At 67.5% G+C, this 22,832-nt stretch carries 18 protein-coding genes and 1 pseudogene; 17 read left to right on the forward strand and 2 right to left on the reverse strand.

The window, feature by feature from the left end; genetic code table 11:
- The first annotated feature begins 13 nt into the window (after window positions 1-13).
- The 14 genes and pseudogenes from rsmH to lpxC all read left to right on the forward strand — a co-directional run bounded on the left by rsmH (window position 14) and on the right by lpxC (window position 16,396).
- Window positions 14-982, forward strand: a complete 969-nt coding sequence (gene rsmH, locus AC10QF_RS08065; protein WP_012479154.1) for a 16S rRNA (cytosine(1402)-N(4))-methyltransferase RsmH — start codon at window positions 14-16, stop codon at window positions 980-982.
- Window positions 979-1,242, forward strand: a complete 264-nt coding sequence (gene ftsL / locus AC10QF_RS08070) for a cell division protein FtsL (protein WP_005415286.1) — start codon at window positions 979-981, stop codon at window positions 1,240-1,242. Before rsmH ends, ftsL begins: the two co-directional genes overlap by 4 nt.
- Window positions 1,239-3,083, forward strand: a complete 1,845-nt coding sequence (locus AC10QF_RS08075; protein ID WP_494542021.1) for a peptidoglycan D,D-transpeptidase FtsI family protein — start codon at window positions 1,239-1,241, stop codon at window positions 3,081-3,083. Before ftsL ends, AC10QF_RS08075 begins: the two co-directional genes overlap by 4 nt.
- Window positions 3,080-4,588, forward strand: a complete 1,509-nt coding sequence (locus AC10QF_RS08080) for a UDP-N-acetylmuramoyl-L-alanyl-D-glutamate--2,6-diaminopimelate ligase (RefSeq protein WP_494542022.1) — start codon at window positions 3,080-3,082, stop codon at window positions 4,586-4,588. Before AC10QF_RS08075 ends, AC10QF_RS08080 begins: the two co-directional genes overlap by 4 nt.
- Window positions 4,585-5,979: a UDP-N-acetylmuramoyl-tripeptide--D-alanyl-D-alanine ligase gene (locus AC10QF_RS08085; RefSeq protein ID WP_494542023.1), complete on the forward strand. Its 1,395-nt coding sequence runs from the start codon at window positions 4,585-4,587 to the stop codon at window positions 5,977-5,979. Before AC10QF_RS08080 ends, AC10QF_RS08085 begins: the two co-directional genes overlap by 4 nt.
- Window positions 5,969-7,054 (forward strand): phospho-N-acetylmuramoyl-pentapeptide-transferase, encoded by a 1,086-nt coding sequence (gene mraY / locus AC10QF_RS08090; protein ID WP_005415291.1) that lies wholly within the window; start codon window positions 5,969-5,971, stop codon window positions 7,052-7,054. The genes AC10QF_RS08085 and mraY overlap by 11 nt, the downstream gene beginning before the upstream one ends.
- Before the next feature lies 1 nt (window position 7,055).
- The gene (ftsW, locus tag AC10QF_RS08095) at window positions 7,056-8,375 is read left to right on the forward strand and encodes a putative lipid II flippase FtsW (protein ID WP_005415292.1); all 1,320 of its coding nucleotides are present in this window, start codon (window positions 7,056-7,058) and stop codon (window positions 8,373-8,375) included.
- Window positions 8,372-9,460 (forward strand): undecaprenyldiphospho-muramoylpentapeptide beta-N-acetylglucosaminyltransferase, encoded by a 1,089-nt coding sequence (gene murG / locus AC10QF_RS08100; protein ID WP_494542024.1) that lies wholly within the window; start codon window positions 8,372-8,374, stop codon window positions 9,458-9,460. The genes ftsW and murG overlap by 4 nt, the downstream gene beginning before the upstream one ends.
- A 40-nt stretch (window positions 9,461-9,500) precedes the next feature.
- Window positions 9,501-10,937 (forward strand): UDP-N-acetylmuramate--L-alanine ligase, encoded by a 1,437-nt coding sequence (murC, locus tag AC10QF_RS08105; RefSeq protein WP_494542025.1) that lies wholly within the window; start codon window positions 9,501-9,503, stop codon window positions 10,935-10,937.
- A complete protein-coding gene (locus AC10QF_RS08110; RefSeq protein WP_494542026.1) occupies window positions 10,934-11,896 on the forward strand; it encodes a D-alanine--D-alanine ligase in 963 nt (320 codons plus the stop codon). The genes murC and AC10QF_RS08110 overlap by 4 nt, the downstream gene beginning before the upstream one ends.
- Window positions 11,893-12,570 (forward strand): annotated as a pseudogene (locus AC10QF_RS08115) (cell division protein FtsQ/DivIB); the annotation flags it as partial. The gene AC10QF_RS08110 and the pseudogene AC10QF_RS08115, both read left to right, overlap by 4 nt.
- A gap of 68 nt (window positions 12,571-12,638) precedes the next feature.
- Window positions 12,639-13,874, forward strand: a complete 1,236-nt coding sequence (ftsA, locus tag AC10QF_RS08120; RefSeq protein ID WP_005408083.1) for a cell division protein FtsA — start codon at window positions 12,639-12,641, stop codon at window positions 13,872-13,874.
- A gap of 169 nt (window positions 13,875-14,043) precedes the next feature.
- Window positions 14,044-15,279 (forward strand): cell division protein FtsZ, encoded by a 1,236-nt coding sequence (ftsZ, locus tag AC10QF_RS08125; protein WP_005415297.1) that lies wholly within the window; start codon window positions 14,044-14,046, stop codon window positions 15,277-15,279.
- A 205-nt stretch (window positions 15,280-15,484) separates the two neighbouring features.
- Window positions 15,485-16,396 carry a UDP-3-O-acyl-N-acetylglucosamine deacetylase gene (gene lpxC, locus AC10QF_RS08130; protein WP_494542027.1) on the forward strand — a complete coding sequence of 304 codons (912 nt, stop codon included), beginning with the start codon at window positions 15,485-15,487 and terminating at the stop codon, window positions 16,394-16,396.
- Window positions 16,397-16,677: 281 nt separating this feature from the next.
- Here lpxC and AC10QF_RS08135 read toward each other — a convergent pair whose 3' ends face one another.
- Window positions 16,678-17,127 carry a DciA family protein gene (locus AC10QF_RS08135; RefSeq protein ID WP_049413132.1) on the reverse strand — a complete coding sequence of 150 codons (450 nt, stop codon included), beginning with the start codon at window positions 17,125-17,127 and terminating at the stop codon, window positions 16,678-16,680.
- Between the two features lie 12 nt (window positions 17,128-17,139).
- On the opposite strand from AC10QF_RS08135, the gene AC10QF_RS08140 reads away from it, so the two are divergent.
- The 3 genes from AC10QF_RS08140 to AC10QF_RS08150 all read left to right on the forward strand — a co-directional run bounded on the left by AC10QF_RS08140 (window position 17,140) and on the right by AC10QF_RS08150 (window position 22,225).
- Entirely contained in the window at window positions 17,140-18,096 is a 957-nt protein-coding gene (locus AC10QF_RS08140; RefSeq protein ID WP_494542028.1) for a M23 family metallopeptidase, read from the forward strand.
- A 341-nt stretch (window positions 18,097-18,437) separates the two neighbouring features.
- Window positions 18,438-21,170, forward strand: a complete 2,733-nt coding sequence (gene secA, locus AC10QF_RS08145; protein WP_005415301.1) for a preprotein translocase subunit SecA — start codon at window positions 18,438-18,440, stop codon at window positions 21,168-21,170.
- Between the two features lie 101 nt (window positions 21,171-21,271).
- Window positions 21,272-22,225 carry a Nudix family hydrolase gene (locus AC10QF_RS08150; protein ID WP_494542029.1) on the forward strand — a complete coding sequence of 318 codons (954 nt, stop codon included), beginning with the start codon at window positions 21,272-21,274 and terminating at the stop codon, window positions 22,223-22,225.
- Window positions 22,226-22,235: 10 nt separating this feature from the next.
- Here AC10QF_RS08150 and AC10QF_RS08155 read toward each other — a convergent pair whose 3' ends face one another.
- Complete coding sequence (locus tag AC10QF_RS08155; protein ID WP_053498830.1) at window positions 22,236-22,820, reverse strand: DUF4124 domain-containing protein; 585 nt, start codon at window positions 22,818-22,820, stop codon at window positions 22,236-22,238.
- Window positions 22,821-22,832: the final 12 nt, after the last annotated feature.

The raw sequence follows: 22,832 nt of genomic DNA on the forward strand, positions 1-22,832 counted from the left end.
CCGGGGTGCCCGGATGCGCCCAGAAGCGCAGACCGGTCACCTTCCGGTGTCGCAGTCGCCGGCGGTGCACCTGCCGGTCCTGTACACCCAGGTCCTTGAAGGCCTGAGGGTGATCGAAAACGGACGTTATCTGGATGGCACGTTCGGTCGTGGCGGTCATGCACGTGGCGTGCTTACCCAGCTCGGTCCCGAGGGGCGCCTGCTGGTCATGGACAAGGATCCGGAAGCCATCGCCGTTGCCGAGCGCGATTTCGCGCCGGATCCGCGCGTGTCCATCTTCCGTGGCAGCTTCGCCCAGCTGCTGCAGTGGGATGCCACGGCCGAAGGCCTGGACGGCGTGCTGTTCGACCTGGGCGTGTCGTCGCCGCAGCTGGATGTGGCCGAACGAGGCTTCAGCTTCGGCAAGGACGGCCCGCTGGACATGCGCATGGACCCGGACAGCGGTGAAAGCGCCGCGCAGTGGATCAACCGCGTCGAAGAGCGCGAGATCGCCGATGTGCTGTGGACCTACGGCGAAGAGCGGCAGAGCCGGCGCATCGCCCGCGCCATCGTGGCCCGCCGCGAGAAGCAGCCGTTCTCCCGCACCGCCGAACTGGCCGAGCTGATTGCCTCGGTGATGCCGCGTGGCAAGGACAAGATCCATCCCGCCACGCGCAGCTTCCAGGCCATCCGCATCCACATCAACCGCGAGCTGGCCGATCTGGAAGCAGGGCTCGATGCGGCGGTGGAACGGCTCAAGCCCGGTGGCCGTCTGGCGGTGATCAGCTTCCACTCGCTGGAAGACCGCATCGTCAAGCAGTACATGAACCGCCTGGCCAAGGCGCCGCCGGCCAACCGCCGCCTGCCCGAGGCCGTTGCGTTCGTGCCGACGCTGGACCTGATCGGTGGGGCCATCAAGGCCACCGACGAAGAGCTGGCCGCCAACCCGCGCGCCCGCAGCGCGGTGCTGCGCGTGGCCCAGAAGCGGGAGGCCGACGCATGAGCCGGCTGCTGCTGATCATCCTGTTGGCCTGCACCGTGGCCTCGGCGATCGGCGTCGTGTTCGTGCGTCACCGTCATCGGCAGACGTTCATCGAGCTGTCGCGCGCCGAGCGCAAGCGCGATGACATCAACCTGGAATTCGGCCGCCTGCAGCTGGAGCAGGCCACGTTGGCCGAAGCCAACCGTGTCGATCGCATCGCCCGCGAAAAGCTCGGCATGAAGTTCCCCGAGGCCGCCGACATCGTGGTGGTGCGCCCATGAGCAAGGCCGGTCGCAACCGTCCACGCAATGCCTTCAACCTGCGCCAGCGCCTGCGCTGGGTCGCGCTGGCGCTCGGCCTGTGCTCGGTGTCGCTGGTCGGCCGCGCGGCCTACGTGCAGATCATCAACAGCGACTTCTACCAGCGCCAGGGCGAGGCCCGCTATCTGCGCGAGCTGCCGATCAAGACTTCGCGCGGCATGATCACCGACCGCAACGGCGAGCCGCTGGCGGTGTCCACGCCGGTTGCCTCGATCTGGGTCAACCCGCAGGACCTGCTGCGTTCGCCCGAGCGCATCCCCGAGCTGGCCCAGGCGGTCGGCATATCGGTGGATGAGCTGAGCAGCCGCCTGTCGCAGAAGTCGGACAAGGAATTCATGTACCTGCGTCGCCGGATCAATCCGGACGAGGCAGAGAAGGTGGTCGCGCTGAAGATTCCGGGCGTGGCCGCGCAGCGCGAGTTCCGCCGCTTCTACCCGCAGGGTGAGGCGATGGCGCACGTGCTGGGCTTCACCAACATCGATGATCGCGGCCAGGAAGGCCTGGAACTGGCCTTCGACGAATGGCTGCGCGGCAAGCCCGGTGCGAAGCGGGTGATCCGCAACCGCAAGGGCGAGACCGTCGAAAGCGATCTGCTGCGTGCCGCTGAGCCGGGCAAGGACCTGACCCTCAGCATCGACCGCCGCATCCAGTACCTGGCCTTCAAGGAACTGCGCAACGCGCTGGTGGCCAACAAGGCGGCCGGCGGTTCAATGGTGATCATGGACGTGACCACCGGCGAGATCCTGGCCATGGTCAACCTGCCGACCTACAACCCGAATTCGTTGACCGGCGCGATCCCTGATACGCGCCGCAACCGTGCGGTGACCGACCTGGTCGAGCCGGGTTCGACGATGAAGCCGCTGACCATCGCCACCGCGCTGCAGGCCGGTGCGGTGACCAAGGACACCATCATCGACACCAACCCGGGCTACATGACGCTGGGTCGCTTCACCATCCGCGACGTGCCACGCAACAACGGCGTGCTGAACGTGACCGGCGTGATCACCCGCAGTTCGAACGTGGGTGCAGCCAAGGTTGCGGCGAAGATGCCGGACCAGACCTTCTATGACGGCGTGCGCCGCTTCGGCTATGGCTCGGCGCCGCACAGCGGTTTCCCCGGTGAATCGGCTGGTGTGGTGATGCGTCCGGCGCGCTGGTCGGGGACCACCAAGACCACCATGTCCTACGGCTACGGCCTGTCGGTCACGCCACTGCAGATTGCCACCGCCTACTCGGCGCTGGCCAACGGCGGGCGCCTGATCGCGCCGACCTTCGTCAAGGGCCAGCGCAACGAAGGCCAGCAGATCATCGACGAGAACGTCGCCAGGCAGGTGGTGGCGATGATGGAAACGGTGGTCACCCAGGGCGGCGCCAAGCAGGCGGCGGTGCTGGGCTACCGCGTGGCCGGCAAGACCGGCACTGCACGCAAGGCTGGCCCGGGCGGTTACGAGCGCGGGCATTACAACGCGCTGTTTGCCGGCGTGGTGCCGGCCACCAACCCGCGCTTCGCCACCGTCATCGTCATCAACGATCCGCAGGCCGGCAAGTTCTACGGCGGCCTGGTGTCGGCGCCGGTCTATCACAACGTGATGGAAGGCACCCTGCGCCTGATGGACGTGCCGCTGGACGACCTGCAGTCGTGGCTGGCCGCACAGCAGTCGGGCAAGGTCGGCCATTCGGCCTCGATCCTGCCCGCACCGCCGGCCGAGACCGCGCTGCCGGTAGATGCCGCCGCTGAATTCGATGCTGCGCTGCCGAGCGCGCAAGCCCAGACGCCGCCCGCTACGGGAGGCACGCAATGAGTCCTTCGATGTTGCTTTCGCAGTTGCTTCCGGACGTGGCCCTGGCGGGCCATGATCCCGTTCTGACCGGCCTGGTGCTGGACAGCCGCGCCGTGCGCCCCGGCAATGCCTTCGTCGCCATCGCCGGTTTCGGCGCGCATGGCCTGGGTTTTGTCGAGCAGGCCCGTGCGGCCGGTGCCAGCGCCATCCTGTTCGAGCCACCGGCACCGGCCGAGCTGCCGGCGCCGGCCGATGCGATCGCCGTGCCGGGCCTGCGGGCGCGCATGGGGGCGATGGCCGACCAGTTCCACGGCGCGCCGTCGCGGGCGATGGCGATGGTCGGCGTGACCGGTACCAACGGCAAGACCTCCACCGTGCAGCTGCTGGCCCAGGCCTGGCACCTGCTCGGAACGCCCAGTGGCAGTATCGGCACGTTGGGCGCCGGACTTTATGGCGCGGTCGAGCCGACCGGATTCACCACGCCGCTGGTACTGCAGATGCATGCGCTGCTGGCACAGCTGCGCGACGCCGGTGCGCGCGCGGTGGCGATGGAAGTCAGCTCGCACGCGCTGGACCAGGGCCGCGTGGATGCCGTGCACTACGACGTGGCGGTGTTCACCAACCTCACCCGCGATCATCTGGACTACCACGGTGACATGGCCAGCTACGGCGCGGCCAAGGCGCGGCTGTTCCATCGCCCGGGCCTGAAGGCGGCGGTGGTCAACCTGGACGACGCCTTCGGTCGCCAGCTGTTCGCTGGCCTGCCTGCCGGCGTGCAACCGATCGGCCTGAGCTCGCGCGGTGCCGCTGACGCCAGCGTGCGCGCCGAGGCGCTGCAACTGGATGGACGCGGCATTGCCTTCGAGCTGGTCATCGACGGCCAGCGTGCTGCGGTGCAGTCGCCGCTGCTGGGCCGCTTCAACGTGGACAACCTGCTGGCCGTGGCCGGTACTCTGCATGCGCAGGGCCAGTCGCTGCCGCGCATCGCCGAAGTGCTGTCGGCGCTGCAGCCGATCCGTGGCCGCATGAACCGCCTGGGTGGTGAAGACGGTCTGCCGACCGTGGTGGTCGATTACGCCCATACCCCGGACGCGCTGGAGCAGGCGCTGGACAGCCTGCACGGCCATCTGCAGGGCACGCTGTTCTGCGTGTTCGGCTGCGGTGGCGAGCGCGATACCGGCAAGCGTCCGCAGATGGCGGCGATTGCCGAGCGCCTGGCCAACCAGGTCATCGTCACCGACGACAACCCGCGCGGCGAGGATGGCGACGTGATCGTGGCCGACATCCTGGCCGGCTTCCAGCACGCCGATGCCGTGACCGTGCAGCGCAACCGCGCGCGTGCGATCGGCCTGGCGGTGAAGCGTGCCGGTGCCGGCGACATCATCCTGATTGCCGGCAAGGGCCATGAGCCGTACCAGGAAGTGAATGGCGTGCGCCATGACTTCGACGACACCGAAGTGGCTGCGGCTGCACTGGCGGCCAAGGCCGGTGTTCTGCAGGCAAAGGCCGGGGAGGGCGCCGCATGAAGCGCACCCTGCTTTCGCTGATCGCACACTGGGCCGGCGGCGAGATCCATGGCGACGACGTGGCCATCGATGCAGTCAGCAATGACACCCGTAGCCTGGGCCCGGGCAGCCTGTATGTGGCGCTGCGCGGCGAGCGTTTCGACGGCCATGACTTCGCTGCCGACGCGCAGGCGCGCGGTGCCAGTGCGCTGCTGGTCGAGCGGCTGCTGCCGATCGAGCTGCCGCAGGTACTGGTGGCCGACAGCGAGCTGGCACTGGCGAAGATCGCCACCGGCATGCAGCGTGACCGTGGCACCGAGGTGTTCGCGATCACCGGCAGCAATGGCAAGACCAGCGTGAAGAGCCTGCTGCTGTCGATCCTGCAGCAGGTGGCCCAGCACGCACACAAGGTGGTCTACGCCAACCCGGGTAACCGCAACAACGAGATCGGCCTGCCGCTGGCGGTGATCGACGCGCCGGAAGATGCCGACTACGCCGTCTACGAGATGGGCGCTGGCAAGCCTGGCGATATCGCCTACCTGACCGACATCGCCCGCCCGCGCTATGCGCTGGTCAACAACATTGCCCCGGCACACCTGGAACGCATGGGCAGCCTGCTCGGCGTGGCGGTGACCAAGGGGGCGATCTATGCCGCGCTGCCGGCCGATGGCGTGGCGGTGATCAACGCCGACGATGCCTACGGCCGCTGGTTCGAGCAGCACTTTGTCGGTCGCCCGCAGCGTTGCCGCGTGCTGCGCTATGGGTTGGAACACTCGGCGGACGTGACCGCGCGCGAGATCCGCGCCGGTGCACAGGGCAGCCAGTTCACCCTGGTCGCCCTGACCGGCGAAGCCCGCGTGGTGCTGGGCCTGCCGGGTCGCCACAACGTCAGCAATGCGCTGGCCGCCGCCAGCCTGGCGCTGGCGGCCGGTGTCGATCTGGCGCTGATTGCGGCCGGTCTGGCCGAGGCGCAGCCGGTACCGGGACGCCAGATTGCCCATCAGCTGCGCAACGGCGCGGTGCTGGTGGACGACAGCTACAACGCCAATCCCGGCTCGCTGGCTGCGGCCATCGATGCCCTGGCCGCTGCCCCGGAAGAGGGCTGGCTGGTGCTGGGTGACATGCGCGAGCTGGGCCCGGACGCCGAGGCGCTGCATGCGCAGGCCGGGATCCGCGCACGCGCCGCCGGCCTGAAGCGCCTGTACGCGCTGGGCCCGCTCAGTGCCGCCGCCGCCACCGCCTTCGGCGACGGCGGCCGTCATTTCGCCACCCACGACGCGCTGTCGCAGGCGCTGAAGGACGAGCTGCACGCCGGCGTGCGCTGCCTGGTCAAGGGTTCCCGTGGCAGCGCCATGGACACGATTGTCAAAGCGCTGCTGGCGCAAGGAGAGGAATCCCCGCATGTTGTATGAACTGGCTCGATGGTTGCAGCAGTTGGAGAGCCTGTTCGGGCTGTTCAACTACCAGACGTTCCGCGCCATCCTTGCCGCGCTGACGGCCCTGTTCCTGTCGCTGTGGCTTGGCCCGGCGATGATCCGCAAGCTCGCCCAGTTCAAGGGCGGCCAGCCGATCCGCCAGGACGGCCCGCAGACCCATTTCTCCAAGGCCGGCACGCCGACCATGGGCGGTTCGCTGATCCTGCTCACCATCACCCTGTCGGTGCTGATGTGGGCCGACCTGCGCAACCGCTACGTGTGGCTGGTGCTGGCGGTGATGCTGTGCTTCGGCGCCATCGGCTGGTATGACGACTGGATCAAGATCGTCCGCCGTGACCCGAACGGCCTGAAGTCGCGCTGGAAGTACCTGCTGCAGTCGATCTTCGGCCTGGCCGCGGGCCTGTTCCTGTTCTACACGGCCGACGTGCCGGCAGCGCTGACCTTCTACATCCCGATGTTCAAGTCGGTCGCGCTGCCGCTGGCCGGCATCGGCTTCGTGGCCATCGCCTACTTCTGGATCGTCGGCTTCTCCAACGCGGTGAACCTGACCGACGGCCTGGACGGCCTGGCAATCATGCCGACCGTGCTGGTGGCCTGCGCGCTGGGCGTGTTCGCCTATGCCTCGGGCAACGTGGTGTTCGCCAACTACCTGCAGATCCCGCAGATCCCGGGCGCCGGCGAGCTGGTCATCATCTGCGCGGCCATCGCCGGAGCCGGCCTGGGCTTCCTGTGGTTCAACACCTATCCGGCCATGGTCTTCATGGGCGACATCGGCGCGCTGGCGCTGGGTGCGGTGCTGGGCACCATCGCGGTGATCACCCGCCAGGAACTGGTGCTGGTGATCATGGGCGGCGTGTTCGTCATCGAAACCCTGTCGGTGATGATCCAGGTCGCCTCGTTCAAGCTGACCGGCAAGCGCGTGTTCCGCATGGCGCCGATCCACCACCATTTCGAACTGAAGGGCTGGCCGGAGCCGCGCGTGATCGTGCGCTTCTGGATCATCTCCGTCGTGCTCGTGCTGATCGGCCTGGCCACGTTGAAGGTGCGCTGAGATGAACGACCTGTCCCGCCAGGCAACACGCCTTGAAGCCATCGAAGGCAGCTACGACAAGTGGCTGCTGGGCGCGATCATCGCGCTCACCGGCGTGGGCGTGGTGATGGTGGCGTCCAGCTCGATCGCCTTGATGAGCAGCCCGTTCTACTACCTCAACCGCCACCTGATCTTCCTGGCGGTGGGTATCGTGCTGGCGGTCATCGCCGCCCGCACCGAGCTGAAGTCCATCGAGCAGTACAACCAGATGCTGCTGCTGGGCTGCTTCGTGCTGCTGCTGGCGGTGTTCGCGCCGGGCCTGGGCAGCACGGTCAACGGCGCACGCCGCTGGATCAACCTGGGCATCTCCAAGTTCCAGACGGTCGAGGCGGTGAAGGTGCTGTACATCGTCTGGCTGTCCAGCTACCTGGTGCGCTTCCGCGACGAGGTCAATGCGACCTGGCCGGCGATGCTCAAGCCGCTGGGCGTGGCCGGTGCGCTGGTGGTGCTGCTGCTGCTGCAGCCGGACTTTGGTTCTTCGACCCTGCTGCTGGCGATCACCGCCGGCATGCTGGTGCTGGGCGGGGTGAACATGCCGCGCATGTCGATGCCGGTGGTCATCGGCCTGGTCGGCATGAGCGCGCTGGCGATCATCGAGCCGTACCGCATGCGCCGCATCACCTCGTTCCTGGACCCGTGGGCCGACCAGCAGGGCGACGGCTACCAGCTGTCCAACGCGCTGATGGCGGTGGGCCGTGGCGAGTGGACCGGCGTCGGCCTGGGCAATTCGGTGCAGAAGCTCTACTACCTGCCGGAAGCGCATACCGACTTCATCTTCTCGGTCACCGCTGAGGAATTCGGTTTCCTGGGTACCTGCGTGATCGTGGCGCTGTACGCGCTGCTGGTCGGCCGTACCTTCTGGCTGGGCATGCGCTGCGTGGAAATGAAGCGCCACTTCTCCGGCTACATCGCCTTCGGCATCGGCCTGTGGATCAGCATGCAGACCTTCGTTTCGATCGGCGTGAACCTGGGTATCCTGCCGACCAAGGGCCTGACTCTGCCGCTGATCTCCTCCGGCGGCTCGTCGGTGCTGATGACCTGCGTGGCGATGGGCCTGCTGCTGCGCGTGTCCTATGAGCTCAAGCGCGCCGAGCGTCGCCAGGCCGTGCGCATCGGTGGCGCCGAAGAAACGGCTGCCGAGCCGATGGACGCCGCCGCCACGCCGGTGGCCGCCAGCGTGCCGGCGAGCGCCGAGCCGACGGCTGCCGCTGCGGCGAACGCAGCGCGCGGCACCAGCCGCCTGCAGTCGCGCATCGAACCGACCTTCGGGAGGCTGTCATGAGTGCAGCCAACGAGAAGGTGCGCCCGGTGATGATCCTGGCCGGTGGTACCGGCGGTCACATCTTCCCCGGCCTGGCCGTGGCCCGCGTGCTGCGCGAGCGTGGCGTGCCGGTCACCTGGATGGGCGCCGAAGGCGCGATGGAAACCCGCCTGGTGCCGCAGCACGACATCGCCATCGACACGCTGGCGATCACCGGCCTGCGCGGCAAGGGCAAGCTGGCGCTGCTGGCGGCGCCATGGCGGCTGATGCGCGCGCTGCGCGCGGCCGGCATGATCATCCGCAAGCGCCAGCCGCGTGCGGTGGTGGCCTTCGGTGGCTTCGCCTCCGGCCCGGGTGGCATGGCCACGCGCCTGCATGGCCTGCCGCTGATCGTGCATGAGCAGAACCGTGCACCGGGCCTGACCAACCGCATCCTGTCGCGCTATGCGCGCCGGCTGCTGACCGGCTTCCCGGGCACCTTCGCCCAGCGCGAGGAGTTCGTCGGCAACCCGGTGCGTGCGGAGATCGCTGCCATCGCTCCGCCGGAACAGCGCTTCGCCGACCGCAACGGCCCGCTGCGCGTGCTGGTGGTGGGCGGCAGCCAGGGTGCGCGCGCACTCAATGCCGGCGTGCCGCAGGCGATTGCCGCGCTGGGTGCCGGCGTGCCGGTCCAGGTGCGCCACCAGAGCGGCGAGAAAATGCATGCCGAGGCGGTCGAGGCGTATGCCAAGGCCGGCGTGCAGGCGGAAATCACCCCGTTCATCGCGGACATGGCCGAGGCCTTCGCCTGGGCCGATCTGGTCGTGTGCCGCTCCGGTGCGTCGACCCTGGCCGAGCTGTGCGCAGCCGGCGTCGGCAGCGTGCTGGTGCCATTCCCCGCTGCCGTCGACGATCACCAGACCCGCAATGCGGAGTACCTGGTCGAGCGCGGCGCGGCGGTGTTGCTGAAGCAGGACGGAACGCTGGCCAACGGCATTGCCGCACTGCTGCGCGATCTGTCCGAAAATCCCGCCCGCCGCATGCAGATGGCGCAAGCCGCGCGTGCCCTGGCCAAGGTCGATGCCGCCGAGCGCATCGCCGATATCATTCTCGAGGAAGCTGTATGAATAAGGCATGCCACCGCGCCTGCCCTGCGCGAGGCCGCGCATGATCCGTCGCCTGCACGACACCAACGACCTGGTGCGCGCGTTCCCGCGCGTGCATTTCGTCGGCATCGGTGGCACCGGCATGAGTGGCATCGCCGAAGTGATGCTGACGCTGGGCTACGAAGTGTCCGGCTCGGACAACGCCGACAACGTAGCGACCCGCCGCCTGGCCAGCCTGGGTGCGCGCATCATGCGCGGCCACTCGGCAGCCAATGTGCTGGGCACCGACTGCGTGGTGGTCTCCAGCGCCATCCGCGAGGACAACCCGGAGCTGATGGAAGCGCGCAGCCAGCGCATTCCGATCATGCCGCGCGCGGCGATGCTGGCCGAGCTGATGCGCTTCCGCCGCGGCATCGCCGTGGCCGGTACCCATGGCAAGACCACCACCACCAGCCTGACCGCGGCGGTGCTGAGCGAAGGTGGCCTGGACCCGACGTTCGTGATCGGTGGCCAGCTGCTGGCTGCCGGTGCCAACGCCAAGCTGGGCGGTGGGCAGTGGCTGGTGGCCGAGGCCGACGAAAGCGATGGCAGCTTCCTGCGCCTGAACCCGCTGATGTCGATCATCACCAACATCGATGCGGACCACCTGGAGAACTACGGCAACGACTTTGCCCGCGTGCAGGCGGCGTTCGCCGAATTCCTGCAGCGCCTGCCGTTCTACGGCCTGGCGGTGCTGTGCATCGACGATCCGGAAGTGGCCGCGCTGGCTGCCAGGACCCCGCGCCACGTGATGAGCTACGGCATGAGCCCGCAGGCCGACGTGCGCGCCGAGAACGTGGTGCAGGAAGGATCGCGCATGCGCTTCACGCTGCGCCTGCCGCAGGGCACCAGCCAGGAAGTGGTGCTGGCGCTGCCGGGCAGGCACAACGTACTCAACGCGCTGGCCGCCGCCGCGGTGGGCTGGCAGCTGGGCGTGGCACCGGACGCCATCGCGCGCGCGCTGGAAGGCTTCGCCGGTGTCGGCCGCCGCTTCAATGACCTGGGCGAAGTGACCACCGCCAGCGGTGCCAAGGTGCGCATCATCGACGACTACGGCCATCACCCGAGCGAGCTGGAGGCGGTGTTCGCCGCCGCCCGCGGCGGCTGGGCTGACAAGCGCCTGGTGGTGGCCTTCCAGCCGCACCGCTACAGCCGCACCCGTGACCAGTTCGACAAGTTTGCCGCGGTGCTGTCCAGCGTCGACGCGCTGGTGCTGAGCGAGGTCTATCCGGCCGGTGAGGAACCCATTGCCGGTGCCGACTCGCATGCGCTGGCCCGCGCCATCCGCGCGCGTGGCCGCAGCGAGCCGGTGGTGGTGGGCAAGGCCGCCGAGCTGGCCAGCGTGCTGCCGGACGTGCTGCAGGACGGTGACCTGCTGCTGATGATGGGGGCCGGCGATATCGGTGCCGTGGCCGCCCATATCGCGGTGGAAGGCTTCCAGGCGGAGGGCCAGGCGTGAGCGCGCTGACTTTCCCGCCGCTGCGCGTGACCGACCCGGCCGTGTTCGGCCGCGTCGCCGTGCTGCTCGGCGGCAGTTCCAGCGAACGCGAGGTGTCGCTGGATTCGGGCCGCAACGTGCTCGAAGCCCTGCAGTCGCGCGGCGTCGATGCGTTCGCCGTCGATGGCATTCCGGCGCTGGCCAGCGCGCTCGCCGCCGGTGGCATCGACCGCGTGTTCAACATCCTGCATGGCCACAACGGTGGCGGTGAGGACGGCATCGTGCAGGGCCTGATGGACGCCTTCGGCGTGCCGTACACCGGCTCGGACGTGCTGGGTTCGGCGCTGAGCATGGACAAGATCCGCACCAAGCAGGTGTGGCTGTCGCTGGGCCTGCCAACGCCGCAGTACCGGAAGGTCGACGCGTCGAACGTGCATGCGCTGGCCGCCGAGCTGGGCCTGCCGGTGGTGGTGAAGCCGGCCAACGAAGGCTCCAGCGTGGGCATCAGCCGGGTCACCGACGAGGCCGGCCTGGACGAGGCCGTGGCCCTGGCCGCGCGCTACGACGGCCAGTTGCTGATGGAACAGATGGTGGTGGGCGATGAGCTGACCGTGGCCATCCTTGGCGACGTTGCCCTGCCGTCGATCCGCATCGTGCCCAAGGGCCAGTGGTACGACTACAACGCCAAGTACATCGCCGAGGACACCCAGTACCTGTGCCCGGGCCTGGACGGTAGCGACGAAGACGAGATCCGCCGCATCGCGCTGGCCGCATTCCGCGCCGCCGGCTGCCGTGGCTGGGGCCGCGTGGACGTGATGCGTGACCGCGCCAGCGGCCGTTTCTTCCTGCTGGAAGTGAACACCGCGCCGGGCATGACCAGCCATTCGCTGGTACCCAAGGCGGCCCGCCAGGCCGGCATCGGTTTCGAGGAAGTGGTGTGGCGCGTGCTGGAACAGACCCTGGAGGCCACGCACGCATGAACGCGCTGCTGCGCATCTTCGTCTGGCTGTTGGCACTGTCGGTGGTTGCACTGCCGGTGGTGGCCGTGGTCAATGGCTGGGTCGGCGCCGAGCGCTGGCCGCTGGCGAAGCTGCGCGTGCATGGCGAGTTCAAGCGGGTACCGGCCGAGCAGCTGCAGCAGGTGCTGCTGCCGTACGCGCGCGCCGGGTTCTTCGCGGTCAAGCTGCAGGATGCGCAGGACGCGCTGGAAAAGCTGCCGTGGGTGGAAAGCGCGCAGGTACGCAAGCAGTGGCCGGACGTGCTGGAAGTGACCCTGGTCGAGCACAAGCCGTTCGCACGCTGGGGCAACGACCGCCTGGTCTCCGAGCAGGGCAAGCTGTTCCCCACGCCGAAGAAGCTGTCCGACCTGGAACTGCCGGAGCTGGATGGCCCGGACAGCCAGACCCAGGAAGTGATGAAGCTGTACAGCGACTCGCGTGCCTTGTTCGCACCGGCCGGCGTCGACGTGCGCCGGGTGACGATGGATGCACGCGGCAGCTGGTCGCTGGTGCTGAGCAACGGCACCGAAGTGGTGGTCGGCCGTGACGACGCGCGCTCGCGCATGCAGCGCTTCGTCAAGGTGCTGCCGCAGCTCAACCGCCAGGACGCGCCGATCGAGCGCGCCGACCTCCGTTACACCAATGGTTTCACGCTGAGCTGGGGTACCCCGGCCACGCCGGCGAAAACGCCGGCGACCCCGGCCAGAAGCACGCAGGAAAGGACATGAATCGCAAGGGTGACAAATCGCTGATCGTTGGCCTGGACATCGGCACCTCCAAGGTGGTGGCGCTGGTGGGCGAGTATTCGCCGGGCAACCCGATCGAAGTGATCGGCATCGGCTCGCACGAATCGCGCGGGCTGAAGCGTGGCGTGGTGGTGGACATCGAATCGACCGTGCAGTCGATCCAGCGTGCGGTGGAAGAAGCCGAGCTGATGGCCGGCTGCGAGATCCGTTCGGTGTACGCCTCGATCTCCGGCAACCACGTGCAGTGCAAGAACTCGCCGGGCATCGTGCCGATCCGCGACGGTGAAGTGACCTGGGGCGACCTAGATCGCGTGCTCGACGCAGCCAAGGCGGTGGCGATCCCGGCCGACCAGAAGATCCTGCACGCGATTCCGCGCGAGTACGTGCTGGACGATTCGCAGGAGGGCATCCGCAACCCGGTCGGCATGACCGGCGTGCGCCTGGAGGTACATGCGCACCTGGTGGTGTGCGCGCAGTCGGCGGCGGCCAACATCAGCAAGTGCGTGCAGCGCTGCGGCCTGCAGGTGGACGACCTGGTGCTGTCCTCGCTGGCCTCCAGCGTGGCGGTGCTGACCGCCGACGAGCGCGAGCTGGGCGTGGTGCTGGTCGACATGGGCGCCGGTACTACCGACATCGCGGTGTTCGTGCAGGGCGCGATCTGCCACACCGCCTCGCTGCCGATCGCCGGCGACCACGTGACCAACGATATCGCGCACATGCTGCGCACGCCGACCCCGGAAGCCGAGCAGATCAAGGTGCGCTATGCCTGCGCCCTGGCCCAGCTGGCCACGGCCGAGGAGAGCATCCAGGTGCCGTCGGTCGGCGACCGCCCGCCGCGCCGCATGCCGCGCCATTCGCTGGCGCAGGCCGTGCAGGGTCGCTACGAGGAGATCTTCGAGATGGTGCAGGCCGAACTGCGCCGCTCCGGCTTCGAGGAACTGGTGCGCGCCGGCATGGTGCTGACCGGGGGCGCATCGAAGATGGAAGGCGTGGTCGAACTGGCCGAGGAAATGCTGCAGATGCCGGTGCGCGTGGGCATCCCGCAGCACGTCACCGGCCTGGGCGAAGTGGTCGGCAACCCGGTGCACGCCACCGGCGTGGGCCTGCTGCTGATGGGCAGCCAGATCGAGCACCCGCGGCGGCCGTCGCTGCCGACCGGGCGCGCTGGAAGCATGTTCAAGAAGCTCAAGACCTGGTTCCGCGGCGAGTTCTGACGCGGAACCCGTAACTCCGGGCCCGGCCCGGCGCAACACCCGCAGTACCCGCATCACAACGCAACAACGCACTACACAACCCACACAGCCGCAACGGCAACATGACACGCGAAGGCAGGAGGCCCGACCGTCCATGCCACCGACAAGCGGATACAACGAGGACACGGACATGGCGCATTTTGAACTGATCGAAAAGATGGCACCCAATGCGGTGATCAAGGTGGTTGGCGTGGGCGGCGGCGGCGGCAATGCCGTGGCGCACATGGTCAACTCGGCGGTGGACGGCGTGGAGTTCATCACCGCCAACACCGACTCGCAGGCCATCAAGAATTGTGGTGCCAAGCTGCAGCTGCAGCTGGGTACCAACGTGACCAAGGGCCTGGGCGCAGGCGCGAACCCGGAAGTCGGCCGCCAGGCCGCGCTGGAAGACCGTGAGCGCATCATGGACGCGCTGCAGGGCGCGGACATGGTGTTCATCACCGCCGGCATGGGCGGCGGCACCGGCACCGGCGCTGCGCCGGTGGTGGCGCAGCTGGCCAAGGAAATGGGCATCCTGACCGTGGCCGTGGTCACCAAGCCGTTCCCGTTCGAAGGCCGTCGCCGCATGCAGGTGGCGCTGAAGGGCATCGAGGAACTGAGCCAGCACTGCGACTCGCTGATCACGATCCCGAACGAGAAGCTGATCACCGTGCTGGGTCGCAACGCGACCATGATCCAGGCCTTCCGCGCCGCCAATGACGTGCTGCAGGGCGCCGTGCAGGGCATCGCCGACCTCATCGTGCGTCCGGGCCTGATCAACGTCGACTTCGCCGACGTGCGCACCGTCATGTCCGAAATGGGCCTGGCGATGATGGGTACCGGCACTGCACGGGGCGATGACCGCGCCCAGGCCGCTGCCGAATCGGCAATCCAGAACCCGCTGCTGGACGATGTGAACCTGGCCGGTGCCAACGGCATCCTGGTCAACATCACCGCCGGCGCCGACTTCACCATGGCCGAGTTCGACGAGATCGGCCGCACCATCGACGGCTTCGCTTCGGAAGACGCCACCGTCGTGGTCGGCACCGTGCTGGACCCGGACATGCAGGACGAAGTGCGCGTGACCGTGGTGGCCACTGGCCTGAACCGCGTATCGGCCAGCAAGACCCAGCGTCCGGGCGAGCGTGCACCGATCAAGCTGGTCCGCAACGCCACCACCGGCCAGCCGGAGTTCGGCGAGTTCGACAACGGCGGCGACGCCGTGTCCAAGGCCGTGGGCGGCATGGGCCTGGGCCTGCGTCGCGCCAGCAGCGATACCGCGGCGGCTTCCGCCCCGTCGGCCCCGGCGGCTTCGGCCCCGGCAGCGGCGGAACTGCCGAACGACTACCTGGACATCCCGGCCTTCCTGCGCCGCCAGGCGGACTAAGCGGGGCGGCCCGGGGTTGTCCTCCCCGGGTTGCGCCACCATGTCCTGAAAATGCGGGCGCCGGGCCAGGATGGGCCCGGCCGCCCTGCTTCACGCGCTTTCCCAGCGGCGTGCCGGTGTGTCCTGCCGGTGGCTGTCACTGGCGTTTCAGCCAGGGTAGGGGAGTGCGCGTGTTAATCTAATGTGTCACTTCCGGTCCATCCCCATGATCCAGCAACGCACCCTCAAGAACACGATCCGCGCCACCGGCGTTGGCCTGCATAGTGGTGACAAGGTCTACATGACCCTGCGCCCGGCACCGGTCAACCATGGCATCGTGTTCCGCCGCGTGGACCTGGACCCGGTGGTGGAAGTGCCGGCCAAGGCCGAACTGGTCACCGAAGTGACCCTGTGCACCGGCCTGACCTGCAACGACGCCAAGATCCAGACCGTCGAACACCTGATGTCGGCGCTGGCCGGCCTGGGTGTGGACAACATCATCGTCGAACTGTCCTCGGCCGAGCTGCCGATCATGGACGGTTCGTCCGGTCCGTTCGTGTTCCTGCTGCAGTCGGCCGGCATCGTGGAACAGGATGCGCCCAAGCGCTTCATCCGCGTGCTGAAGACTGTGGAAGTGACCGAGGGCGACAAGGTGGCCCGCTTCACCCCGTACGAGGGTTACAAGCTGGGCTTCACCATCCAGTTCGACCACCCGATGATTCCGGCCAAGCAGTCGCGCCAGGAAATCGAGTTCTCGACGCTGGCCTACACCAAGGAAATCTCCCGCGCGCGCACCTTTGGTTTCATGCGCGACCTGGAGTACATGCGCGAGCGCAACCTGGGCCTGGGCGGTTCGATGGACAACGCCATCGTGCTGGACGAGTTCCGCGTGCTCAACGAAGACGGCCTGCGCTACGCCGACGAATTCGTGCGCCACAAGATCCTTGACGCCATCGGCGACCTCTATCTGGCCGGTGGCCAGGTGTTGGGTGCCTACGAAGGCTTCAAGTCCGGCCACGCGCTCAACAACAAGCTGGTGCGGGCCCTGATGGCCGATGCCAGTTCCTGGGAATGGGTCAGCTTCGACTCGCCGGCCACCCCGGATCCGGTGGAATACGGCACCCCGGCGTATGCCTGATTCCATAGGCTGTTGAATTTAAAGATAAAAACGCCGCCTTCCTGGGCGGCGTTCTTGTTTCCGCCGTCGCCGACGCATTCAGCGTGCTTGAAAGACGTCAAGGCTGGTTCAAGGTCACGGTTTTGTGAACCTGTTGGATCAGAAGCCTGAATTTAACGCAGTTTTAACAACAATCTAACGACAGGCCCCCGGATGGCCGCTAGGATGCGACCCGGCCCCCGAAATGTTTCACGCCGTGGTGACACGCGCGACGGGGAGCGGAGCCGGATGCTCCGTTGCCATCAGGACCGTTTCTTCGGCTTCGAAGGAACGTCCTGCAGGCAAGCCAAGGCGTCGCGTAGCCCTTTGTGCGTGGCGGCTGAAACTGCGTGGGGTCCATTCCGGTTGTCGAGCGCTGGGGAGCGCGTGGGAGTGGGAGACGCAGTCTTGATGGTCACCCTGGTGGCCTTCAGCCCGATGGAACGGGCCGCGTCGAGCAGCTGGGCTTCGGCAAGCCGCAACTTGGCATGCCAGACCGGGGACTCGACGAGAAAAACGAGGTGTTCCCCGTCCACATTGGCCAGCCGGCAACGGCTGCGCAGAGGTGGCGGCAACTGGGGGCGCAACTGACGGTCCAGCGCGTCGAGCCACAAGGCACGCCGCAGCGGGTTCCCGCTTTTGTCCGCCATTACCGCATCCAGCGCCGGTTTCGGTGCCGACGCGGGGCGAACGCTGGATTTCGGCTCAGACATGAAAACTCACTGATGGCATTCAAAAAGATCGTAATCAAAACGCGTGAAGGACAGGCCAAATCGTCGCCGATCACGCGTTTGCGGTTCTATTTCGAGGACCGCCCCCGCGCCCTGCTGGGCAGCGTGCTCGGGGTAGGCTGCATTATCGGCCTTGCTGGCGGCATTGGCGCCAGCGCGCTGAATGATTCCCGGCTGCAGGCCAAGGTCGAGCGCCAGGATGCGGAGCTGGCCAAGGTCAAGCGCGATGCGCAGACCCAGGTCAATGCGCTGGCGGCTCGCCTCGGCGAGCTGCAGGCCCAGGCGACCCGCCTCAACGCCCTCGGCGAACGGCTGACCCAGATGGGCAAGCTGGAGGACGGCGAGTTCGACTTCAACGAGACCCCCGGCCTCGGTGACGGTGACGCAGGCGGCCCGACCAGCGACATCCCGGTCAAGGACGTCAACGCCGACTTACAGGTGCTGGAGCAGCGCTTCGCTGCTTCAGGCCGCCAGTTGTCGGTGATGGAATCGCTGATGTTCGACCACCAGCTGCAGCAGAACGCCGTGCCCTCGCGCATGCCGATCCGCAACAGCTACGTGACCTCCGGTTTCGGCACCCGTGCCGACCCGTTCGGCCGCGGTGCCGCCACCCACAAGGGCATGGACTTCCACGCAAAGGTCGGTGACCCGGTGATGGCCGTGGCCGAGGGCGTGGTCAGCTTCGCCAACGTGAAGGGCGGCTACGGCAATGTCGTCGATGTCGACCATGGCAATGGCTATGTCACCCGCTACGCGCACAATTCGCGCCTGGTGGTGAAGGCCGGTGACCTGGTCCGTGCCGGCCAGGAAGTGGCCAAGGCCGGTTCCACCGGTCGTTCGACCGGCGCCCACGTGCACTTCGAAGTGTGGGAGAACGGCAACGTGGTCAACCCGCGCAAATTCCTTGGCGACGGCGGCAACACGCCGGTCGGCCGCGTCAGCCGCGGCTGATGCCACATTGGGGTGCCGGCTGCCGTCGGCACTACCGCCCCCGGAGTACGGGGGCAGCGCCGTAGGCGCGGGGGTGTGGAGGCGAGGTGAGCGGGGCCCGCGGTTCGCGCAGCGAAGCGTGGGAGCGCCAGCGCGTATGCGCTGACGCGTACCCGGCCAGCGGCCGGCACTACCGGGAATGTTCGGATGCCATTGCCGCCAAAGGGTTGAAACCCCTTGGGGCCGTCCCAAGCTACAATGGGTGTTGCCATCGACAGGGCGCCAGGCGCCCTGTTTCGTTTGCGGCGGACGGATCCCCAGGGGGAGGCCGGGCGTCGTGTCCATCCAACCCGGTTCCTTCAATGATCAACAGCCTGCTTACCCGCGTATTTGGCAGTCGTAACGAACGACAGCTGCGCCAGCTCAACCGCATCGTCGCCAAGATCAATGCGCTGGAGCCGGAGATCGAGAAGCTGTCCGACGAGCAGCTTCAGGCCAAGACGCCGGAGTTCAAGCAGCGCATTGCTGGCGGTGAAGCCCTGGACAAGGTGCTGCCGGAAGCGTTCGCGGTCTGCCGCGAAGCCGGTCGCCGCGTGCTGGGCATGCGCCACTACGACGTGCAGCTGATCGGCGGCATGGTGCTTCACCTGGGCAAGATCGCAGAAATGCGCACCGGTGAAGGCAAGACCCTGGTGGCGACCCTGCCGGTGTACCTCAACGCGCTGGAAGGCAAGGGCGTGCACGTGGTCACCGTGAACGACTACCTGGCCCGCCGCGACGCCGCGCAGATGGGCAAGCTGTACAACTGGCTGGGCCTGAGCGTGGGCGTGGTGTACCCGGGCATGCCGCACAGCGACAAGCGCGAAGCCTACGCTGCGGACATCACCTACGGCACCAACAACGAATTCGGTTTCGACTACCTGCGCGACAACATGGCGCTGTCCAAGGCCGACCGCTACCAGCGCGGCCTGCACTACGCCATCGTCGACGAAGTCGACTCCATCCTGATCGACGAAGCGCGCACCCCGCTGATCATCTCCGGTCCGGCGGATGATTCCCCGGAGCTGTACATCCGCGTCAACCGTGTCGTGCCGCACCTGGTCAAGCAGGAAGCGGAAGACGGCGAAGGCGATTTCTGGGTCGACGAGAAGGGCAAGCAGGTGCACCTGTCCGAAGCGGGCATGGAGCACGCCGAGCAGCTGCTGGTCGAGGCCGGCATCCTCGATGGCGAGACCGAAGGCCTGTACGCGGCGCAGAACCTGACCGTGGTGCACCACCTCAACGCCGCCCTGCGCGCGCACGCGATCTACCAGCGTGACGTGGACTACATCGTGCGCGATGGCGAAGTGGTCATCGTCGACGAATTCACCGGCCGTACCCTGGCCGGCCGCCGCTGGTCCGATGGCCTGCACCAGGCGGTGGAAGCGAAGGAAGGCGTGCCGGTGCAGCGCGAGAACCAGACGCTGGCGAGCATCACCTTCCAGAACCTGTTCCGCATGTACAAGAAGCTGTCCGGCATGACCGGTACGGCCGATACCGAAGCGTTCGAGTTCCAGAGCATCTATGGCCTGGAAGTGGTGGTGATCCCGACCAACCGCCCGACCATCCGCAAGGACAGCCCGGACCAGGTGTTCCTCAACCGCAAGGGCAAGTTCAATGCGGTGCTGGCCGACATCGAAGAGTGCGCCAAGCGCGGCCAGCCGGTGCTGGTGGGTACCACCTCGATCGAAACCTCGGAAATGCTGTCCGAGCACCTGAGCAAGGCCGGCGTGAAGCACGAAGTGCTCAACGCCAAGCAGCATGACCGCGAAGCGACCATCGTCGCCAACGCGGGCCGCCCGGCGGCGGTGACCATCGCCACCAACATGGCCGGTCGTGGTACCGACATCGTGCTGGGCGGCTCGCTGGAAGCCGAGATCCACGCTCTGGGCGAGGACGCAACCGACGAGCAGAAGGCGGCGGTCAAGGCCGAATGGCAGAAGCGCCACGATGCAGTGAAGGCCGCTGGCGGCCTGCATATCGTCGGCACCGAGCGCCACGAGTCGCGTCGTATCGACAACCAGCTGCGCGGCCGTTCGGGCCGCCAGGGTGACCCGGGTTCGTCCCGTTTCTACCTGTCGCTGGAAGACAACCTGATGCGCATCTTCGCCTCCGACTGGGTGCAGAAGGCCATGCGCATGATGGGCATGAAGGAAGACGACGTCATCGAGGACCGCCTGGTCAGCCGCCAGATCGAAAAGGCGCAGCGCAAGGTCGAGGCCCACAACTTTGACATCCGCAAGAACCTGCTGGACTTCGACGACGTCAACAACGATCAGCGCAAGGTGATCTACGCCCAGCGCGACGAGCTGCTGGACGCCGAATCGGTGAAGGACAACGTCGACGGCATCCGTGACGACGTGATCTTCGACATCGTTGCGCGCTTCGTGCCGCCGAACTCGATCGACGAGCAGTGGGACCTGCGTGGCCTGGAAGCGACCCTGGAGTCGGACTTCGGCCTGCAGATGTCGCTGACCGACCTGGTCAAGCAGCATGAGGAACTGGACGCCGAGGCCATCGCCAGCAAGGTCCAGGAGCGCGTCAACCAGCACTTCGCCGAGAAGGAAGCCAGCCTGGGCGAAGAGACCATGCGCGCGCTGGAGAAGCACGTGATGCTGACCGTGCTGGACCAGAGCTGGAAGGAGCACCTGGCGCGCATGGATTACCTGCGCCAGGGCATCTACCTGCGTGGTTACGCGCAGAAACAGCCCAAGCAGGAATACAAGAAGGAAGCCTTCGAGCTGTTCTCGGACATGCTGGAGAACGTCAAGCGCGAAGTGGTGACCCTGCTGGCCCGCGTGCGTATCCGCAGCGACGAGGAAGTGCAGGCCCTGGAGGCCGCCGAGCGGCAGCAGGCGCAGGCTCGCCTGAGCCAGTCGCAGTTCCAGCACCAGGATGCGGGCGGCTACAGTGCCGACGAGGAAGCCGCGCAGGTGCAGGCTGCGCAGCAGGGCGTCGCGCAGATGCAGCGCGACGAGCCGAAGATCGGCCGCAACGATCCGTGCCCGTGCGGCAGTGGCAAGAAGTACAAGCATTGCCACGGCCAGCTGAGCTGATCCCGAAGAGCCCCGCGAAAGCGGGGCTTTTCGTTTGTTGCGGGGGAGTTGCACAGGATCCGTGATTGCGCCGGCCGCACTGTTCTGGGCATGCTTCCCCCATGCCTTCCCCCACCCGATCGATCCACGTCGTGGCCGCCGTCATCACCGACGCCCGTGGCCGCGTGCTGCTCAACCGCCGTACCGAGAACCGCGACATGGCCGGCCTGTGGGAGTTCCCCGGCGGCAAGCGCGAATCCGGCGAGACCTCTGAACAGGCGCTGGCGCGTGAACTGCGCGAAGAGCTGGGCATCGAGGCCGATGTCGGCGAGTGGCTGATGGACGTGCCGCAGCGCTATCCGGACAAGCACCTGACCCTGGAAGTGCGCCATGTGCGTAGCTGGAAGGGCACCCCGCGCGGCCGCGAAGGCCAGGCGATCACCTGGGTGGCGCAGGACAAGCTGGGCCGCTATTCGATGCCGCCGGCCGACCTGCCGGTGGTGGCCGCACTGCGCCAACCGGACCGCTACCTGATCACGCCGGCGCCGGCTGACGATGCCAGCGGCGTGCAGCACTGGCATGACTGCCTGCAGCGCGCGGTCGCGGCGGGCCAGCAGCGCATCCAGCTGCGCCTGCCACCGGAACACCCGCAACGGCAGGCAATGATCGAACAGGCCGTGCGCGCGCATCGTCGCGGCGTGCAATGGCTGGTCAACCGCGATGTCGCGCTGGCACGCGCACTGGGCGTGGGTGTGCACCTGGGCAGCGAGCAGCTGCAGGACCTGCAGGAACGGCCCTTGCCGGAAGGGCAGCTTGTCGCCGCGTCCTGCCACGACCTGGAGCAGCTGCAGGCGGCGCAGCGGCTGGGCTGCGACTTCGTGGTGCTCGGCCCGGTGCAGGCCACGGCCAGCCACCCCGGGGCAGTGCCGCTGGGCTGGGAGGCCTTCGCCGCGCTGCGCGCACAGGTGTCGCTGCCGATCTACGCGTTGGGTGGGATGGTCGCCGGCCATATCGCCGAAGCCCGTCGCCACGGTGGGCAGGGTATCGCTGCGATTGGCGGGTTGTGGCCGGCGTGAGCCCTCCCGGTCACAACGTGATCCAGAAACACCCGTATTGACGCCGCAACCCCAGCACCGTCGAAGCGCGCGACACGCTGCCGGGCAGGGTCTGTTCCAGGCGCAGGCCGACCGGATGCCGCACGGCCGACGGCTCCGGGTCGGATACCTGCGCCGCAGGGCTCTGATCCTCATCCTGCGATTGCGGCAGCGCCTGCGAGGGATACACCGGTACCACGTCTACCAGCGGCCGCCGCGCCAGCGATTCCAGTTGACCGAGGATGCGCTGCGCACCGGCATCGGAGACCGCGCCCCACAGGTACAGCGACGACAACCGGTTCACATCGTTGCTGAGGATGCCGATGCGCAGCGCGTCCACCAGCTCGCTAAGGCGCCGTGGGCAGCGCGCCCCCAGGGTGTCGCGCCGCAGGGTGCTGCCGGTGGGCGCGGGCGGTGGCAATCGTGATCGGGCGCCGACGCTGTCGCAGGGCCGGTCGGTATACACGCTCTGGCCCTGCGCATCGGTGCAGCGGTTCAAGCGCGTGGACTGCGCATGGACAACGCTCGATGCCGAGCACAATGACAGCAGCAACAGCAGGAAGGAAAGCCGGTTCATCGACGCAGGGTA

The organism is Stenotrophomonas maltophilia complex sp. Om-AH-Sm3, assembly GCF_059337855.1.

Coding starts and splice junctions, on each gene's coding strand:
- rsmH (WP_012479154.1), top strand. CDS start 14: ATGCGCCCAGAAGCGCAGACCGGTCACCTTCCGGTGTCGCAGTCGCCG.
- ftsL (WP_005415286.1), top strand. CDS start 979: ATGAGCCGGCTGCTGCTGATCATCCTGTTGGCCTGCACCGTGGCCTCG.
- AC10QF_RS08075 (WP_494542021.1), top strand. CDS start 1,239: ATGAGCAAGGCCGGTCGCAACCGTCCACGCAATGCCTTCAACCTGCGC.
- AC10QF_RS08080 (WP_494542022.1), top strand. CDS start 3,080: ATGAGTCCTTCGATGTTGCTTTCGCAGTTGCTTCCGGACGTGGCCCTG.
- AC10QF_RS08085 (WP_494542023.1), top strand. CDS start 4,585: ATGAAGCGCACCCTGCTTTCGCTGATCGCACACTGGGCCGGCGGCGAG.
- mraY (WP_005415291.1), top strand. CDS start 5,969: ATGTTGTATGAACTGGCTCGATGGTTGCAGCAGTTGGAGAGCCTGTTC.
- ftsW (WP_005415292.1), top strand. CDS start 7,056: ATGAACGACCTGTCCCGCCAGGCAACACGCCTTGAAGCCATCGAAGGC.
- murG (WP_494542024.1), top strand. CDS start 8,372: ATGAGTGCAGCCAACGAGAAGGTGCGCCCGGTGATGATCCTGGCCGGT.
- murC (WP_494542025.1), top strand. CDS start 9,501: ATGATCCGTCGCCTGCACGACACCAACGACCTGGTGCGCGCGTTCCCG.
- ftsA (WP_005408083.1), top strand. CDS start 12,639: ATGAATCGCAAGGGTGACAAATCGCTGATCGTTGGCCTGGACATCGGC.
- ftsZ (WP_005415297.1), top strand. CDS start 14,044: ATGGCGCATTTTGAACTGATCGAAAAGATGGCACCCAATGCGGTGATC.
- lpxC (WP_494542027.1), top strand. CDS start 15,485: ATGATCCAGCAACGCACCCTCAAGAACACGATCCGCGCCACCGGCGTT.
- AC10QF_RS08135 (WP_049413132.1), bottom strand. CDS start 17,127: ATGTCTGAGCCGAAATCCAGCGTTCGCCCCGCGTCGGCACCGAAACCG.
- AC10QF_RS08140 (WP_494542028.1), top strand. CDS start 17,140: ATGGCATTCAAAAAGATCGTAATCAAAACGCGTGAAGGACAGGCCAAA.
- secA (WP_005415301.1), top strand. CDS start 18,438: ATGATCAACAGCCTGCTTACCCGCGTATTTGGCAGTCGTAACGAACGA.
- AC10QF_RS08150 (WP_494542029.1), top strand. CDS start 21,272: ATGCCTTCCCCCACCCGATCGATCCACGTCGTGGCCGCCGTCATCACC.
- AC10QF_RS08155 (WP_053498830.1), bottom strand. CDS start 22,820: ATGAACCGGCTTTCCTTCCTGCTGTTGCTGCTGTCATTGTGCTCGGCA.